This window comes from Limnoglobus sp. (assembly GCF_059499385.1).
This window is the reverse complement of sequence record NZ_JCABYM010000131.1, coordinates 178601-195850: the sequence shown is the minus strand read 5'-3', so window position 1 is coordinate 195850 and position 17250 is coordinate 178601. Positions and strand designations below refer to the sequence as shown.

The following is a 17250-nucleotide window of genomic DNA, read 5'->3' as shown; positions in this document are numbered from 1 at the left end:
GCGGGCCGCGGGAAGTGCTTCCCGCGGCCCGATTACTGACTTCCGAAGTCCGGCTTCGACTTCGGAAGTCGAGGCGGCGGAGGGGCGTTTACCGACGCCGTTGAAGCTCCCGCGTGTCCCCGACTTCGGAAGTCGAAGCCGGACTTCGGAAGTCAACTCATTGCTTCGCCCCGATCGCCTTCTGCAGCGGCTGGATCACGTTCGGCACCACGTACTGGCTGACCAGCTCGTCGATCACCCGCCGCTGGTTGCGGTACGAGTCCACGAACGACTTGAACGGCTGCTTGCCCCAGAACTGCCGGGCCGTGAAGTAGACCGTGATCGGGGCCTCCGGGAACTGCCCGGTCCGCACCTGGTACGGCGTCGTCCGCGTCTCGACCGACATCCGGCCCTGCAACCCGCAGCCCTCGTCGAGCGCCATCAGCAGGCTCGGCTGGTAGTGCAGCACCCGGCCGCCAGGGATTTGGGTCAGCCCTTCCAGCGGCGTGTTCGCGGCCAGCGCCTCGGCCACCACCTCGTCGTGGTTGCCCTGGTAGATGAAGTCGAAGTAGTACTGCACGTCCACCGCGTCCGTGTGCAGCGGCCCGAGGTCCAGGTGGTACGCGGCCATCTCCAGGATGCGCTCGTTGTGCTCGTCCGCGTCTTCGAGGGCCGGCGGGTTCACGTACCCGGCGCAGAGCCGGCGGGCGTCCAGCGACGCCCACCGGTACGACCCGGCGTCGCGCTCCTCTTCCAGGGCGTACTCGCCGTTGTCCCGCTTCTCGAAGTCGGTCATCGTCGGCACGGCCTTGCGGACGGCGTCGAAGAAGTGCAGCACCGTCTCCCGGCCGGTCGGCATCTCGACCTTCCCGAGGATGTACGCCGAGAGGCCGAAGTCGTCGCACAGGGTGCTATACATGTTGCTCATCGACGGTTCCTTTCGTCTGAACCAGGGGCGAAGCCGGTTCCCGCGTGGCTACTGCATTTTAGTCGGCGGTTCGGGTCGCCCGTGACTCATTGTTCGTGTCGGGCGCGGCGATTGCAAGGTCGGGCGGTCGTCCCAGCTTTCCCCGCCCGCAAGATTAGAACATTCCCCGCCGCTTCCGCCCATCGTGGAGACGGAAGAACGCGAAAAGAGGTTCGACGAGAGGTGTCAGAATTGGAATTTCGCAGCCAAGCCCACCCACGATCGTGGGTGGGCTTCGTGGGACGAATCAGGCCGCGGCGCGGGCGAGTTGCTTCGCCGGTTGCGGGACGCGGAGGTCGTTCTTCTGGACCCACCGGCCGGCGTCGGGCGTGCCCTGCCATTGTTCCATCTTGATCGCCGTGACGATCTCCTTCTCCTCGTCGTCGAGCAGCTCCGTGTACGCCTCGACGTACTCGCCGCGGACGTGGGTGGACGACCGGCCGACGAACAGCAGGCACTCGCCGCGGCCCTCGAGGACCGCCACCGCGCGCCAGGTCTGAGCCTTGGATTCGGTTTGAACGAACATGACCGCCCCTCCGTGGTTGGTGTGCGTCGCCGTCCTGACGACGTGAGGGACTAAGGTGGCGAATCGGCGGGCAGATGTCAACAAAAAAGTCCGGGGATTGTAAACTTTCCCTCAAGTTAGCGGGCGCGGTAGATGATCCGGCCGCGGCCCAGGTCGTAGGGGGAAATCTCCACCTTCACCCGGTCGCCGGGGATGATGCGGATGAAGTTCTTCCGCATCTTGCCGGCGATGTGCGCGATGACCTCGCCGCCGATGTCCAGCTCGACGCGGAACTGCGTGTTCGCGAGGGCCTCCTTGACGCGGCCTTCGACTTCGATCGCTTCTTCCTTAGCCATGTGCTCCTGCCTCGGTGGTTGAATCGGGAAAGGGCCGAGGCGGGTGGTGAAAACGCGAACAGCACTCAACGTGTCCACGACGAACCGTCTCGAGTGCTGTATTCTAGGATTTGTCCGACCGAACCGACAGAGGAAAGCAAACTGATTCCCCGGCGGCCGCGTCAGTAGTCGCCGCGGTCGCCGCCCCCGCCGTACCCGCCACCTCCCCCCCCGTACCCGCCGCCACCGCCGCCACCGCCACCGTAGCCACCCCCCCGGCGGCCGCCACCGCCGCCCCCTCCGTACCCGCCGCCGCCACCGCCACGGGGCTTGTCCTGCCGCGGCTGCGCCTGGTTGACGGTCAACGGGCGGCCGTTCATCGGCTGCTCGTGCAGCGCCTGGATCGCCGCCTGCGCCTCGGCGTCGTTCGGCATCTCGACGAACCCGAAGCCCCGCGACCGGCCGGTCTCCCGGTCCGTCACGATCTGGGCGCGCTGCACCGTGCCGTACTGCTGGAACAGCGCGTACAGGTCCTCGGTCGTCGTGGACCACGGCAGGTTACCGACGTAGATGTTCGTTGCCATAGACTCGAAACCCAATCCGATCCGTTACCGCTGTGATGCACAACGACGCCGGCCCGGACTTCCCTCAAAGCCGGTACACACCGACGCCGCGTGAATCGCAACACTCCCCGGAGCGGGAAGTCTCACGATTTTAGTCCACCGTTATTCCCACACCAAGCATTTTTTCCACGAAACGAACTGAGTTACGAATGAGAATCAAAAGGTGAGCGGGTTTCGTCCGATTTGCCGACAAACCGGCCTTTGAAACGCAGAGCGGCCGGGTGAAGTGTGGGATTATCCCCCTTCACCCGGCCGCCTGGGTAATCTGGAAAATATAGCCGCCGGCTTGCCGGCGGGTTTTGCGACCCCCGAACCCCGCCGGCAAGCCGGCGGCTAAATAAAGAATCAGTCCACGACGGCGAGGATGTCGTCCTCGGTCATGACGAGGTACTCCTTGCCGTCCACGGTGACCTCGTTGCCGGCGTAGGACGTGAACAGCACCTTGTCGCCGACCTTCACCTGGAACGGGGCCCGCTTGCCGTTCTCCAGCACCTTGCCCTCGCCGAGCGAGAGGATCTTCCCTTGCTTCGGCTTCTCCTTCGCGTTGTCCGGCAGGATGATCCCGCCGGCCGTCTTGTCCTCGGCCTCCATCCGTTGGACGACGATCTTCTCGTTCAGGGGCACGATCGGCATGTGCGGTCTCTCCTAGGGTTGCGGGTGCGGCTGCTCCGGCGGGCCGTAGAACTGGGCCAGCGCTCGGGTCAGTGTATGGAGCACGATGTTCGGGTTCACCGGCTTCGGGATGACGCTGTACACCTGCGCCTGGAACGCCTGGCGGATCAGCTCCCGCGTGGCGTCGGCCGTCATGAGGATGGCCGGGAGCAGCGCGTTCATCTGCTGAATGACCTGCACCGCCTCCAGCCCGGTGAGCCGGGGCATGTGCATGTCGATCAGCACCAGGTGAACCATGGTCACCTGGACGATCTCGACGGCCTCGCCGCCGTCGGCCGCGACGACGGTGTGGAACCCGCGGTCCTTCAGCAGCCCGCTGAGGGTGTCGCGGTTGTTCGCGTCGTCGTCGGCGACGAGGATCGAGAACGGCTCGTCGTGATGTAGGGGGTGGTTCAGCACCATACCGAAGACCTCCTCGGGGCCGCCGTCAACTCGACGAATCGGCACGAACCCGAGGTTCCTGTTCCCAGGAACATCCGGGCGACTCGAAGCAAAAACCGCGCCGGGAGAGCGTTTCGTGTCATCATCCGTGATAACACCTGATCGGGCAAAGTGTTAGACAATTCGGGTCGGCGGGGAGTTCCGGCGGAATCGCTGTCACGTTGCCAGTACCCTGCCGCCGTGGCAGAAGGGTAACACAGAACGACGGGGATGTAAACCGAAGCCCAGACTTCCGAAGTCCGGCTTCGACTTCGGAAGTCGAGCGGGCAAAGAGGCGGTTGCCGAGACCGCGGAGTCCCCCGCGTGGGATCGACTTCCGAAGTCGAAGCCGGACTTCGGAAGTCAGCGTGTCTTCTCCCACCGCCAGACGGGGCCGTCGTCCGGGTCGATCACGTCGCCGACCTTCGTGAATCCGCACTTCGTCAGCACGCCGCCGGAGGCGTTCACCTCCGGCAGCGTGTGCGCCATCACGAGCCGCACGCGGGCATCCTTCTCGGCGAACGCGACGAGCAACCGGGCCGCCTCGGTGGCGATTCCCTTCCGCTCGAAGCTCGGGACGACGCCGTAGGCGATCTCGACTTCGCCGTCGTCGTTCGGCGGCCCCTTGAACGCGCACCCGCCGACGAGCAGTTGCGTCTCGGCGTGCAGCAGGAGGAACCCGTGCAGCCACGGGTCGGCCGGGCCGGGGGCCAGGAGCTTGGCGAAGTAGCTCTGCGTGATGTCGCCGGTGGCGTACATGTCGCAGAACCCGTCGGCCGGCGGACGACCGAAGTGCTCGGCGACGGCGTCCGGCCCGGCGAGGACGGCGGCCCAGCCTTCCGGCGAGAGCGGCACGAGAGTGATGGTGTTCATGACGTGCGGGACAAGCGAACGGGGGAAAGGTTCACGAATCGGAGCGAGCCGCTTTGAAGTTCAACAGCGCGAGCGTGTTCGGTGCAAAACATTCGGGGTGAAACCCCAGCCCGGATGTTGAGACGATTTGCGCGTCCAACACCCACGCCGCTTCACCCGCACCGTGCAACTTGCCCACAAACTCAGGCATCTCGTAGATGTCAGGGCAGCCGTCCGTGTCCACTACGACAAGTTCCAAGCTACCCCCGGAATCGTGCTGCGTAAGGACTCGTTTCAATACCGCAAAGGCTTGAAAAGCCGGTCCACTCCAGAACGCCATCACGAATACAACTCCGCGATCTATGCCCCGAAACAGCGAACGGTCAGCTTCTGGCAAGAATCGGAACTTGCGATTCGCCAGCAGTTCTGGGGAAAGGCGGAGGTCTGGAATCCTGTCGATCAAGATCGTCCTACTTCTTCTTCCCGCCCAGCCGGTCGGGGCTGAAGTCCGCGTCCGTCAGGTTCGCCGGGACCTTCCACTGCGAGAAGCAGTAGTACTCCACCTCCCGGCCGGTCTCGTCCTGCAGCACGTTCACCATCAGGTTGCCGGAAGTCGCGGCGTCCGTCTTCGGCTCGAAGAACAGCGACCACTTGCCGCCCTTCGGCAGCAGCGGGTCGTCGCCCGGCGGGATCGCGATCTCGATCCCCTCGACCGGGTTCGGCTGGTCCTTCCGCTGCACCACGCCCAGCGACTTGATCGACCCGCGGCCGGCCTCGGCCGCCTTCACGTACTTCTCCAGTCGCGCGACCAGGTTGCCCGGCCCGGCCTCCGTGATCTTGTGCCGGGCCTTCGACGTGGCCATCGGGCTGTCCGGCTTCAGCGACGTTTTGAACCCGGCCCCGATCAGCCGGTTGTCCCCCTGCCCGGTGACGACGTGCATCAGGCCGTCGAACTTGCCGTCCACGTACAGGACCTCGCGGCCCTTCCCGGCCTCGCCGACGTTCCGCATGTAGACGCTGAACGGCCGCTTGCGGAACTGGAACACGATCTCTTCCGTCGGCGACTCCTTGCCGCCGACGACCTCGCGGCGGACGAGGTGGACCTCGTAGTCGGTCAGCTTCTCGTACTTCGCCAGCGCCACGTCGAGCAGCTTCCGGGCGGCGGCCACGTCGCCCGGCTTCGCCGCCTCGGTCGGCTTCATCGGCTCCTTCGGGGCGATGGCGCTCGGCAGCTTCGGCGGATCCTTCGGCGGAACCCGTTCCTCTTTGCGCTCGTCCCGCTTCTCGCGGAGGCGTTCGAGCAGCCGCTTGCGCTCCTTCTCCTTCTCGTCGTCCGGGTTCTCGACCGCGAGCTGCGCGGCGACCGGAATCACTTCCACCACGCCGGGCGGCGCGACCGGTTGCGGCGGCGCGGGGATCGGGACGGGCTTGTAGTCGGACGTGTCCGGCAGCGTGTTCGTCGCGACCGGGGCGGCCACCGCGGGCGTCGGCGGGGCGGGCGGCTGGGCCTTCTCTAATGCCGACGGCAGCGGCGGGAGCGGCTTGTCCGCGGCGAGCGGGGAACGCTTCCGGTCCTTGAACAGGCAGCCGGAGGCCGCGAGCGTGCCGACGAGAGCGGAGAGTAGCCAGCGGCGTCGCATCGTTTCTGCCTCCTGCGGCGGTCGTCCTCAACCGGCAACGTACCCGAACCCGCCCGCCGGGACAATCCGAAGACGGGGTAGATGGGTGTCAACCCCTGGGACCGCGGGCGTCCCGCCCGCCACGGCCCCAGCCGCCAAAGGCGTGTCCCTGTGACTGGGAAGGTGGGCGGGCGGGACGCCCGCGGTCCCAGGTCGGCCGCGGGGTCACTTCTTGGCCCGAATCTCGGTCAACCGCGCGATCATCCGGCGGGCCGTCGCGGCGGGGGCGTACTTCGTCGCCATGAAACGCCACGCCCGGCGGCCGACCGCCCGCGCCGCGGCCCGGTTCTCGAACGCCCACCGCATCCGCTCGGCCGCGTGCGCCTCGTCCGGCTCGGCCCAGTGCGAACTCGCCGGGTACGGGTCGCACCCCGGCCCGACCGGGACCAGCGTGTGCTTCACTGGCAGCCCCACGTCCGGCGTCAAGAACTCGGCCGTGGACGAGTAATCCGTCGCGATGACCGGCTTGCCCATGAGCATCGCCTCGGCGACCGTCAGCCCGAACCCCTCGGCCCGGTGCAGCGACACGTAGGCGTCGCAGCACGCCATCAGGTCGAACGACTCCTCCCGCGTCATCACCTTGTCGATGACCGTCACGCCCGCCGCCTTCGCCGCGGCCGTGAGCGCGGCGAATTTCTCCGGCACGGCCTTCCCGCGGGAGACCTTGATCGCCAGCTGCACGCCCGGCTCGTTCGGGAACGCGCGGCGGAACGCGCGAATGAGGCCCAGCGAGTTCTTCCGCTCCATCACGCTGACCATGTCGAAGAAGAACAGGAACAGGTACGCGTCCCGCCGCAGCCCGAACCGGTTGCGGTTCGGCCGGCGGGCCGTCGGGACGTGCAGCCCCGGCGGCATGGCGAGGACGGGGCGGTCGGTCACCACCCTTCGCACGGCGGCGGCGCAGAACTCGCTCGGCGTCCAAATTTCGTCCGCCAGCCCGGCGTGCCGGACCGGGGCGGCCGGGAAGTCGGCCAGCTCCCACGCCCACCCGGCGATGCGGTAGACGCCCGGCCGCGGGTGCAGCCCGGCCCGCCGGTACTGCTCGTCCAGCGGCTCCGTCGCCCCGATCACGGCGAGCGACACGTCGAACTCTTCGAGGTCCTGGTACGCCCGCGGGAACCGGGTGTCGTAGGGCCACCCGAGCGGCAGGTCCCGCCGGGCGACCGGGCAGCCGGCCAGCTCCAGCGCGGCCCCGATTTGGTTCGCCTCGGCCTGCAACCCGGACGGGTGGCGGTAGTGCGAGAGGATGTTGACGCCGGGGCGTGGGCGGCGGCGCGGCGGGGTCGGCCCGACGGCCCGCAGCAGCCACGGGTCGCGGACGTCGTACCGGTCGGCGACCCATTGGCGGAACGCCGGCCAACCGTCGCGGGTCAGGGCGTGCGGCTGCGCCCGCTGCCACTCCGGGGACCACCGGTACGTCTCGAAGAGGCCGTGCGCCCGGTCGCGGGCGAGTTCGTACAGGTAGGCCGCGACGGCCGCCGGGGTGAACCCGAAGTCGTCGCGGCCGTGGGTCAAGAGCCAGTGGGCGTACTCGTGCCGCTGCGCAGGCGTCAGGCCGAGCGGCAGCGCGGTCCGCAGGTCGTCGCGGAGGGACCAGACGGTGCGGACGCCGTCGGCCGCGGGGCGGTCGGCGAGGGCGGCCCGGAGGTCCACCGGCCCGACGCCGGCGCGGGCGAGGATCGGGGCGAGTTGTTCCTCGAACGCGACCGGCGAGTACCAGTCGCGGAGGCGGCGGAACGGGCGGACGACGTGCCGGGCCAGAGATGCGAGCATCCCCGTCTTGTACGAAACGCGGCGGAACGGCGTCAAGCCGGGCCGCCATTTCCGGCCTTCCTGCTTGACGTTTCGCCGGTCGCCCCCCGATGATACCCGAACACCCTCGAACCTTCGACCGCCCTCCCACGTACAGGTACTCGGTGGCTGCCGCGAAGACTTCAATGGACGGTTGCCCCGACGAGACGCTCCTCGAACGGCTCCGGTCGGGCCACCGGGACATGCTCGGGCCGCTCGTCCGCCGGTACGAGCGCGAACTCTACGGCTACCTCCGCCGGTACCTCGGCGACGACGACCTCGCGGCCGACGTGTTCCAGAACACGTTCGTCGCCGTGTTCGTGAAGATCAAGCAGTACGAGCCTGGGCGGCCCGCCCGCCCGTGGCTGTACGCCATCGCCACGAACCAGGCCATCGACGCCCTGCGGCGGGTGAAGCGGCGGCACGAGCGGACGATCGACGCGCTCAACCCGGCCGAGGACGGCGCGGACTCCGCCCGGTCGCTGTTCGACCTGCTCGCGGCCCGTGACCTCGACCCGGCACTGTCCGCGGAGGGCGGCGAGCTAGCCGCCCAGGTCCGGGCGTCGGTGGACCAGCTGCCGGACCTGTTGCGGCAGGCGGTCATCCTGGCGTACTTTCAGGGGTTGAAGTACCAGGAGATCGCGGACGCGCTGGAGATTCCGCTCGGCACGGTGAAGTCGCGGCTGAACGCGGCGATGACGAAGCTGGCCGAGATGTGGCACGCGAAGGTCAAGGACGCGGCGGGGTAACCTGGGACCGCGGGCGTCCCGCCCGCCCACCTGCCCGACACGGGGACCTGTCTTCCGTGGCTGGGGCCGTGGCGGGCGGGACGCCCGCGGTCCCAGGTTGGCCGCCCCGGTCGAAGAACAAGGTTGAGAACGAAGGTTCCGCACGTTCCCGGATGTTGCGGAGGGTGAACTATGGACGACCTCCTCCTCGGATACGCACTGAAGGCCCTGTCCCCGGCGGAAACGGCCGCGGCCGAGCGACTGCTCGCGACCGACCCGGCCGCCGAGCGGAAGCTCGCCCGGCTGCGGCACTTCCTCGCGCCGCTGGCCGCCGACGCCGACTTCGCCCCGCCGCCGGGCCTGGCCATCGACGCGATCCAGCGGGTCGCCGCCTACGCGATCGAGCACAAGATTCCGCTCGAAGACCCGCCCCCGGACGTTTCGCCGGAGAAGCCGGTGTACGCGTCGGACTTCCACCCGATCCTCGGCCTCGCGCCGGACGCCACGTTCGAGGAACTGCCCCCCCCGGTCACCCCGCGGGCGTCGTACCCGGTCCGGCGGTGGGTGGAGTTGGGCCTGACCGCGGCCGTCGCGCTGGTGGCCGTCGGCATGGTCGTCACCGGGGTGATGAAGCTGCGGCACGAGAGCCAGGTGGCCGCGTGCAAGCAGAACCTGCAGACGCTACACGCCGGGCTGAGCGGGTACGCCGACACGCACGACGACCAGTACCCGAAGATCGGGTCGCCGGCCGCGCCGACGGCCGGGGCGTTCGTGTCCGAACTCGTCACGGCCGGGCATCTCGCGTCCACGGTGAAGGGGATTTGCCCGACGGAGCTGGAGAAGAACACCGGGCTGACGCAGGTGGCCTACGCGTACACGCTCGGCTACCGGTCGCCGGCCGGGGACGTGCTCGGCATCCGCCGGCGGGTGGACGGCGTGTCGGACGAGCTGACGCCGCTGCTGGCCGACCTGCCGACGCGGCTGGCGTCGCCGACGGACGGCCCGCTGTCGCCGCACGGCCGCGGGCAGAACATCCTGTACAGCGACGGGCACGTGACGTTCTCGCGGCTGGCGACGGTCGGCCCGAACGGCGACCACATCTACACGAACCAGGACGGGGCCGTCCGCGCCGGCCTGCACCGGCTGGACGCGTCGTTGGGACGGGCGACCGACGTGCCGTGACTTGACTTCCGAAGTCCGGCTTCGACTTCGGAAGTCGAGCGGAATCAACCCGCCATTGGTCCGGAAGGAACGCCCCCGCGGGGGATCGACTTCCGAAGTCGAAGCCGGACTTCGGAAGTCGGGCGCTCACCAATCCCCGTCCACGCCGACGCGCCCCGCCAGCTTCTTCGCCGTCGCCTTCGGTAGCTTGTTGTCGCACACGTTCACGTACCGCAGGCCGGCCATCACCCCCGGATCGGCCAGCGCGTCCGGCAACGCCTTCAATTCGTTGTCCCGCAAGCCGAGCGACACCAGCCCCTGAAGGTGCGGCGACGCGAACAGCGCCTCCGCCCCGGCATCGGCGATCGCGCAGCCTTCGAGATCGAGCCGCCGCAGGGACGCGAACGCCGGGTTCGCCGCCAGCGCCTCGGCCCCGGCCGGACCGACCGGCCAGTTCCTCAAGTTCAAGTAGCGGAGTCGCGGCAGCGACACCGCCGACAGGAACTCCGCCATCTCGGCCGGCTGAATGTTCCGAGTTCGGTACGAGGCCAGGTCGAGGGTCGTCAGGTTCGGGAAGCCCGTGGCGAGGGCCGTCAGCCCGACCTTGCCGAACGGGTTGTCGCCGAGGTGCAACATGCGGAGCGCCTTCGCCGCCGGGTGCGCGGCCAGCGCGCGGACGCCCGCGTTGCCGACCCGCGCGTCCGTGACGAGCAGTCGCCGGAGGCGTTCGACCCAGCCGCCGTTCAGCAGCGCCATGAAGGCGTCGTTCTTCATGCCGCTCGTGACCAATTCCAGGGAGCGGAGGGCCGGGAGTTTCGCCGCCGCCAGGTAGCCGGCCTCCGCCACGTCCGCGGGCATCTCCAGCCGGAGCCGGGCGAGGGCCGGGAACTTGCCGGCGGCCAACCAGGGCACGGCCGCGTCGGCGAGGTCCGGGAGGTCGAGCGTGTGCAGGGCCGGCAGCTTCGCCAATCGCTTGAGGGCCGCCCGCGCCGCCTCCGGTTGGTAGAGCTTGCACCGGAACCGTTCCACGTTCGCGAACAGCGGCCCGCCGAGGAGCTTCGCGATGTCCCGCTCCGGGGCCTCGAACTGCTGGATCGTGAGTTGCCGGACGTGCGGCAGGTTCGGCGTGTCGTGCAGGACGCGGGCCGCCTTCGCGTCCAGCCCGTCGGTGTAGACGCCGAGTTCCGCGATCGCCCGCGGCCGCTCGACCAGCATCTGAAGGATGCCCACGACGTTCGACGATTCCAGCCCATGCAGCCCGAGGGCCAGCCCGGTGAACCGGTCGAAGGCGGGGTGGCGGAAGACGGCGTAGTAGCGGTCGCCGGGAACGTTGTTCAGGTTCAGGCCGCGGAGCGTGGTGCGCTCGACGACGTGCGCGATCGCGGCGACGAGGCGGTCGGTGAACTTCTGCGGGTTCAGGGTGCGGAAGTTGTTGTCATCGACGAAGAACGGGAACCCCCGTTGGAACTCGGGTTGGTGGTCGAGGGCGCGGAAGGCCGACGCGCTGAAGTACAGCACGTCGTCCGCCGCCGTCCGGTTGGCGAACGCCGGGAGCAGGTCGTGCCGCCTCGACAGGACCTCCGCGAGTTCGGCCTCGTGCTCGACGAGGTCGATCCACTCCTCGGCGGCCGGGGTGACGTGCGGCCGCCGGCACTGGACGCGGACGAACGCGGCCCGGTCGGGGTCGCCGTTCTCGTCCAGCCAGTCGGCGTAGGCCAGCCGCGGCACGTCGGACTCGGCGTCCGCGACGACGGCCTTCTCGAACGCGGCGTTCGTGGGGAAGGACATGGCGATTCCTATATAGCCGCCGGCTTGCCGGCGGGGTTCGGGGCGTCGCAAAACCCCGCCGGCAAGCCGGCGGCTATATGAAGAGGGTTCCGGAAACTTACTTCGCCGTCGCCCACGCGATGCCGTTCTTTAGCAGCTTCTGGAACGCTTCCTGTTGGAAGTCCTCGACGTGGCCCAGGCAGGTGTAGAACACCCGCCCGCGGCCGGCGGCCTTCTCGCGGACCCACGCCACCGGCTCGGCCGGGCTGTTGCCGGACGTGCCGGTCAACAGCGGCGTCACGTCCGCGGCCAGCGGGTTCGACTTGTACATCCACGACGCGAACGCCTGCGGGCCGGTCGGCCAGTCCTTCAAGATCGCGTGCGGCTTCGCCGGCGGGGCAACCGTCGTCTTCTGCGTGTTCGGGTAGTGCCCCTTGTACTCGCACCCCAACACTTCCTTGTCGAACGCCTCCCACATCTCGACGCCGGCCGGCAGCTTCTCCCCCTTCCGCGGCGCGAACGCATGGCTGCTCGTGCGGATCGCGATCACCGGCTTCCCGCTCGCCACGAACTTGCGAACGACATCGAGGTCGGCCTTCACCAACGGCTTCCGCCGGACGCTGAGGAGCACCGCGTCGGCGTCCTGTAACTGCCGGATCCCCGGCAGCGTGTGCTTGTTCTTGGCGTCGGCGAACACGAACGACACGCGGTAGTCCTTCCCCAGATGGGCGAGCGCGAAGGCGGGCAGCGTCTGCTCCGTCTTGTACTCGTCCTCCGCCGCGACGACGACGAGGTGCGGCCGCTTGTCGTCCTTGAACCGGAACTCCGCGCCGCCGAGGAAGTCGGCGCTCGTGACCGTCGGACACCAATGCTTCTCGATGTGGTCCACCACCAGGTCCGTGCCGGTGAAGTGCGAGACGAACGGGGCCTTCGCCGGGTTGTACATGGTGTCCGTCATGTCGCGGACGAGGACGACGTTGAGGCCCTGCTTCGTGAGCTGCCGGATCGCGAACGGCCGGCCGAGGACGCACATGTTCGTGTGGACGCCCATCACGACGACGTTCGTGACGCCCCGCTGCCGCATCAGGTGGTACGCCTCGTCGCTGTCGGTGATCGCGTCGCCGGCCTCGATCTTGAGCGCCTCGTGTTGCCGGGTCCACGGCCACGGCGGCCCCTTCTTCGACGGCGTCTCGCACCCGCCGTCGCTGTCGTCGATCGGCAGCTTGCCTTCCTTGTCCGGGTCGAGCTTGCACCACCGTTCGAGCGGAACCTTCGGCTCGCTCTTGGGGGCGCTCATCGCCAGCTTGCGGCCGGGGTGGTCCTTGTAGAAGGCCATCGTGTCCGACGGGCAGTGGACGATCAGCGCCCCCTTCTTCCGGGCGGCCACCAAGATTTCGTTCATCCGACTCGCCATCTCGCCGACGCGGCCGGTCGCGCCGTCGCACCAGTGCTTGTCCCACATGTCGCAGACGACGACGGCCGTTTTCGCGGCGGCCCACGTCGTCGGCGTCGTCAGCGTGTGGTGGCGGCCGCTGCCGGGGGCGGTCTCGACCTTCGAGCGGGCGTTCAGGGTGAAGTCGTCGGCGCGGGCGGCGGGAACGAGCGCGAGCGCCAGAAGGGAGAGCAAGCGGACCATCGGACGGCCTCCGGGTGAGTGGAGCCGATGGTAGCCGAGCGGCCGGGCAAAATCATCGGGAAAACCGCCGGGCGGCCCGGTACACTCTCGTGTGCCCCGGCGACGCGACCAGGAACGGGCCATGGCCGACGAGCAACCGACGCCGACGTACCCCCAGCCGGACGGGACGCCCACGTACCACGGGGCGGCCCCGACGCGGACGGACGTTACCCCGGACGACTACCAACCGCCGACGCCGCCGGCCCCGCCGACGCCGGACGACCACGACCCGCCGCGGGCGGAGCGGTTCGCGAACCCGGCGTTCCACCGCAAGGGCGGCATGGGGCGGGTGTTCGCGGCGGACGACCGGGAGCTGAGCCGCCGCGTCGCCGTCAAGGACATCCAGCCGAAGCATCGGGACAAGGACTGGTACCGGCGGAAGTTCGTGTTCGAGGCGGAGGTCACCGGCGAGCTGGAGCACCCCGGCATCGTGCCGGTGTACACCCTCCGCCGGCCGGCCGCGGCCGACGACCACCCGCACTACGCGATGCGGTTCGTCGAGGGCGAGACACTGGCGGCGGCGATCAAGGCGTTTCACGCGGCCGGGCCGACGGCCGGGCTGACCGGCGACCAGTCGGTCGCGCTGCGGCGGCTGCTCGCCCGGTTCCTGACCGTCTGCCAGACGATCGCCTACGCCCACAGCCGGCGGATCATCCACCGCGACCTGAAGCCGGACAACATCATGCTCGGGCCGTTCGGCGAGACGCTCGTCGTGGACTGGGGGCTGGCGAAGCGGCTGACCAGCGGGGAGACGGCCGCGGCCGAAGCTCCGCTGGCCGGCGCGGCGGCCACCACCGGGGGTGGGACGCCCGGCTACTGGTCGCCGGAGCAGGCGGACAAGGACGGGCCGGGGCACGACGAGCGGACGGACGTGTACGGCCTCGGGGCCGTCCTGTACGCGGTGCTGACCGGGCGGTCCCCGCACCCGTCCGGCCGGCACGCCGCCGAACCGCCCCGGCCGCGGGCCGCCTCCCCGTGGGTGGACGCCGTCCTGGACGACATCACCGCCCGCGCCCTGGCGCTCGCGCCGGCCGACCGGTACCCGTCCGCCGCCGACCTCGCGGCCGCCGTCGAGCGGTGGATGGCCGACCAGCCGGCCGCCGCCCAGTGGGCGACCGTCGCCGTCCTCCGCGACCGGTCGGCGGCGGACCCGGCCGACGCCGTTCTGCTGGAACAGCTCGCCCGGCAGTTGTCGAACCTCGGCCAGGTGTACCAGGGGATGGGCCGGGCCGGGGACGCGATCCGGGCCATCGGCGAGGCGGCCGACCTGTTCCGCGACCTGTTCGCGCGGTTCCCGCAGACGCCGCGGTTCCGGGCCGAGCGGGCCAACTGCTTCCTCGCCGCCGCCCCGCTGCACGCCGCCCTGGGGGCCGCGGAGGAGGCCCAACGGCTCCAGGCGGAGGCGGCCGAGATTTACCGCGGGCTGATCGCCACCCACCCCGGCGAGTACAAGCAGAACCTGGCCACGATCATCATCACCCGCGAGTTGCCCGCGCCGTCGGTGACGCTCGCGCCCGACGAGCCGCCGACCGGGGCGACGTTCGGCTTGTCGGCGGAGGTCTCGACCGACGCCGCGGCCGCCCCGCCGGCGGACGTGCCGGAGCCGGAGCTGGTCCAGGGGTACACGGTCCAGCGGGTGCTCGGCGTCGGCGGGTCCGGGCGGGTGCTGCTCGCCCGCGACAACGCCCTCCGGCGGCTCGTCGCGATCAAGGAGTTCACCCAGGAGTTCACCGGCGTCCGCGGCCAGCGGTTCCTTCGGGAGATTCAATTGACCGCGAACCTCCGCCACCCGAACATCGTGCAGGTGTACACCTACGGCATCCACTCCGGGACCGGCCGGCCGTTTTTGGTCATGGAGTACGTCGAGGGGCAAAGTTTGCAGGAGGAGACCCGCCGGTTCCACGCGTCGCCGACGCCGATGACGCCCGGCAATTCGGCGTTCGCCCGGCTGCTGACGGCGTTCGTGCAGGCGTGCGACGCCCTCGGGTACGCCCACGCGAACAAGATCGCCCACCGGGACGCGAAGCCGGCGAACGTCATCGTCCAGCCGGACGGGGCGGCGGTGGTCATCGACTGGGGCATCGCGAAGGGGTTCGCCGAGGCCCGCGACCTGGCGGCCGAGGACGAGGGGGACGAGGCGTTTAGCGCGAGCATGACCCGGACGGGGGTGATCGTCGGCACGCCGGCGTACATCGCCCCGGAGCAGATCAAAGGCGTCGTCCGGGCGAGCGCCGCCCTCGACGTGTACACGCTCGGCGTCGGGCTGTTCGAAATCCTGACCGGGCGGACGCCGTTCGCGGGCACGTCGGCCCTTGAGATCATGCTTCAGAAGGCCAAGGGCGGGTTCGACCGACCGGGCAAAATGAACCCCGGCGTGCCGGTGGGCCTGGAGCGGGTCTGCCTGAAGGCAATGGCGCGGGAGCCGGCCGACCGGTACGCGACGGCCGCGGAACTGGGGGCCGACGTGACCGCGTGGCTGCGGGCCGCCGAGACCGGGTCGCTCCCGCCCGTGCCCCAGCCGGGCAGCCGGACGCGGAAGGCCATCCCGCCGCCCGAGCCGCCGACGTGGGGCGGACGGGCTTCGCTCCCCCGCCAGCCCGCCCCGCCGCCCCCCCGCGGCGGGGGGAACCCGCTCTCCCGCCTGTGGGCGTGGCTGACGGGCCGGTGATCCTTTTCTTCCGGCGAGCGTCGGGGCGTAAGCCCGACGTGGCATCACCTCGCGCAACGAGTTTTACCGCACGCGACAATACCCACCGTGGGCGTGCAGCCACGTCGGGCTTACGCCCCGACGCTCGCCTCACGGGAACCGAATCTCCGGCAGCCGTTGCGACGCGGCCCGCAGCTCCTGCTCCCACTGCGTGCGGATCGCCAGCAATTGCGGGTCGTCCGCGCCGAGCGTGAGTTGTTGCCGGATCGCCAGCTCGCCGGCGTGGTACACCACCAAATCAATCGGCGGCCCGACGGTCAGGTTCGACCGCATCGTCGAGTCCAGCGAGATGAGCGCGAGCTTCGTCGCCTGCGCCAGCGACGTGCTCTCGTACCGCACCGCCCGGTCGAGGATCGGGCGGCCGTACTTCGACTCGCCGATCTGCAGGAACGGGCACTCCGGCGTCGCCCGCAGCGGGTTCCCCTGCGGGTAGATCAGGTACAACTCGTGCGGCTGCGTGCCGATCTGCCCGCCGATCAGGAAGTTCACGTTGAACGCGATCTTGTCCTTCTCCAGGAACTCGCGGTCCCGCGCCGCGACGGCCCGGACCGCGTCGCCGACGACGCGGGCGGCGTCGTACATGGTGGCGGCGGCCGCGAGGCCCTGCCCGGCCGCGTACTCGCCGGTCAGCACGGCCAGCACGCTCTGGCTGAGCGACAGCCCGCCGCTGGTGAGCAGGACGAACGCCCGCTCGCCGGGGGTGGCGAACGGGTAGAGCTTGCGGGCGACGTTCGCCTGGTCGAGGCCGGCGTTCGTCCGCGAGTCGGACGCGAGGACGAGGCCGGCCTTCGTGAGGATCGCGACGCAGTAGGACATGGCGGAATGATAGGCCGGCCGGAGGGCGAATCCAGCCGCCCGTGGTCAGGGCCGGGCCTCGGCCGTGGCGGACATTTCCGGAGACAGTGTGCCACTGGTTTCCTTACCGTCCCGCTTGATCGTGATCGTGAGTTCCAGCTTTACCTTGACCCCGTCCGGGATCGCCGTCGGTTTCTTCGCGGAGTCGATCCAGGTGATCGTCCACTTGTTCAACGACTTGTCCTTTGCGACCGCTTCCGGACCGGCGATCAGCGCCACGTCCTCCGGCTCCGGGGCGACGCAGGTGACGGCCGGATCGACCGCCCAGGCCCCCTTGAAGGCGGGCGACGGCAGGTAAACCTTGAGCGTCGCCCGTTCGAGCGTGTAGTCCTTGTCCAGGTAGAAGGCCGCCTTCGCGACCTTCAGGGTGACGTGATCGGCCTTCTTCGCGTCGGCCGCCCATCGCGGGTAGGCGTGCTCCTCGCCGGCCTTGTCCTTGAACTTCAGCCAGGTGAACTGGCCGTTCGTCGGGTCGTCGGCGCGGGCCGAACCAGCGACGACCGCCAGCAGACATGCGACGACGATTCTCATGGC

General features: G+C 69.5%; 17 protein-coding genes. 3 read left to right on the top strand and 14 right to left on the bottom strand.

Annotated features, from left to right (window positions below):
* Positions 1 to 157: 157 nt before the first annotated feature.
* From AC5JJ2_RS23565 to AC5JJ2_RS23520, 10 genes are all read right to left on the bottom strand, one after another.
* Complete coding sequence (locus AC5JJ2_RS23565; RefSeq protein ID WP_495860485.1) at positions 158 to 907, bottom strand: hypothetical protein; 750 nt, start codon at positions 905 to 907, stop codon at positions 158 to 160.
* A gap of 286 nt (positions 908 to 1193) precedes the next feature.
* The gene (locus AC5JJ2_RS23560; RefSeq protein WP_495860484.1) at positions 1194 to 1472 is read right to left on the bottom strand and encodes a hypothetical protein; all 279 of its coding nucleotides are present in this window, start codon (positions 1470 to 1472) and stop codon (positions 1194 to 1196) included.
* 116 nt (positions 1473 to 1588) lie between these two features.
* Positions 1589 to 1807, bottom strand: coding sequence for a translation initiation factor IF-1 (gene infA, locus AC5JJ2_RS23555; protein WP_495860483.1), 219 nt, complete (start codon positions 1805 to 1807; stop codon positions 1589 to 1591).
* A 161-nt stretch (positions 1808 to 1968) separates the two neighbouring features.
* Positions 1969 to 2370 carry an RNA-binding regulator gene (gene rbp / locus AC5JJ2_RS23550; protein ID WP_495860482.1) on the bottom strand — a complete coding sequence of 134 codons (402 nt, stop codon included), beginning with the start codon at positions 2368 to 2370 and terminating at the stop codon, positions 1969 to 1971.
* Positions 2371 to 2754: 384 nt separating this feature from the next.
* Positions 2755 to 3042, bottom strand: a complete 288-nt coding sequence (gene groES, locus AC5JJ2_RS23545; protein WP_495860481.1) for a co-chaperone GroES — start codon at positions 3040 to 3042, stop codon at positions 2755 to 2757.
* A 12-nt stretch (positions 3043 to 3054) separates the two neighbouring features.
* Complete coding sequence (locus AC5JJ2_RS23540; protein ID WP_495860480.1) at positions 3055 to 3483, bottom strand: response regulator; 429 nt, start codon at positions 3481 to 3483, stop codon at positions 3055 to 3057.
* Positions 3484 to 3864: 381 nt separating this feature from the next.
* On the bottom strand, positions 3865 to 4374 hold the full coding sequence (locus AC5JJ2_RS23535) for a GNAT family N-acetyltransferase (RefSeq protein WP_495860479.1): 510 nt from the start codon (positions 4372 to 4374) through the stop codon (positions 3865 to 3867).
* Positions 4375 to 4405: 31 nt separating this feature from the next.
* Positions 4406 to 4696 carry a hypothetical protein gene (locus AC5JJ2_RS23530; protein ID WP_495860478.1) on the bottom strand — a complete coding sequence of 97 codons (291 nt, stop codon included), beginning with the start codon at positions 4694 to 4696 and terminating at the stop codon, positions 4406 to 4408.
* A 127-nt stretch (positions 4697 to 4823) separates the two neighbouring features.
* Positions 4824 to 5993, bottom strand: coding sequence for a DUF1571 domain-containing protein (locus AC5JJ2_RS23525; RefSeq protein WP_495860477.1), 1170 nt, complete (start codon positions 5991 to 5993; stop codon positions 4824 to 4826).
* Positions 5994 to 6197: 204 nt separating this feature from the next.
* Positions 6198 to 7805, bottom strand: a complete 1608-nt coding sequence (locus tag AC5JJ2_RS23520; RefSeq protein ID WP_495860476.1) for a glycosyltransferase — start codon at positions 7803 to 7805, stop codon at positions 6198 to 6200.
* Between the two features lie 164 nt (positions 7806 to 7969).
* Here AC5JJ2_RS23520 and AC5JJ2_RS23515 point away from each other — a divergent pair, with 164 nt between their 5' ends.
* Complete coding sequence (locus tag AC5JJ2_RS23515; RefSeq protein ID WP_495860475.1) at positions 7970 to 8572, top strand: RNA polymerase sigma factor; 603 nt, start codon at positions 7970 to 7972, stop codon at positions 8570 to 8572.
* Positions 8573 to 8743: 171 nt separating this feature from the next.
* Complete coding sequence (locus AC5JJ2_RS23510; protein ID WP_495860474.1) at positions 8744 to 9733, top strand: hypothetical protein; 990 nt, start codon at positions 8744 to 8746, stop codon at positions 9731 to 9733.
* A 126-nt stretch (positions 9734 to 9859) separates the two neighbouring features.
* Here the strand turns inward: AC5JJ2_RS23510 and AC5JJ2_RS23505 are convergent, their stop codons facing one another.
* Together AC5JJ2_RS23505 and AC5JJ2_RS23500 are read right to left on the bottom strand one after the other, a co-directional pair.
* Complete coding sequence (locus AC5JJ2_RS23505; RefSeq protein ID WP_495860473.1) at positions 9860 to 11500, bottom strand: TIGR02996 domain-containing protein; 1641 nt, start codon at positions 11498 to 11500, stop codon at positions 9860 to 9862.
* A 97-nt stretch (positions 11501 to 11597) separates the two neighbouring features.
* Positions 11598 to 13115 carry a ThuA domain-containing protein gene (locus tag AC5JJ2_RS23500; RefSeq protein WP_495860472.1) on the bottom strand — a complete coding sequence of 506 codons (1518 nt, stop codon included), beginning with the start codon at positions 13113 to 13115 and terminating at the stop codon, positions 11598 to 11600.
* A gap of 121 nt (positions 13116 to 13236) precedes the next feature.
* Between AC5JJ2_RS23500 and AC5JJ2_RS23495 the strand changes: the two genes are divergently transcribed.
* Positions 13237 to 15822 (top strand): serine/threonine-protein kinase, encoded by a 2586-nt coding sequence (locus tag AC5JJ2_RS23495; protein WP_495860471.1) that lies wholly within the window; start codon positions 13237 to 13239, stop codon positions 15820 to 15822.
* A 129-nt stretch (positions 15823 to 15951) separates the two neighbouring features.
* Here the strand turns inward: AC5JJ2_RS23495 and AC5JJ2_RS23490 are convergent, their stop codons facing one another.
* Complete coding sequence (locus tag AC5JJ2_RS23490) at positions 15952 to 16677, bottom strand: proteasome-type protease (protein ID WP_495860470.1); 726 nt, start codon at positions 16675 to 16677, stop codon at positions 15952 to 15954.
* A 45-nt stretch (positions 16678 to 16722) separates the two neighbouring features.
* Positions 16723 to 17247, bottom strand: a complete 525-nt coding sequence (locus tag AC5JJ2_RS23485) for a hypothetical protein (RefSeq protein WP_495860469.1) — start codon at positions 17245 to 17247, stop codon at positions 16723 to 16725.
* Between the last annotated feature and the right edge of the window lie 3 nt (positions 17248 to 17250).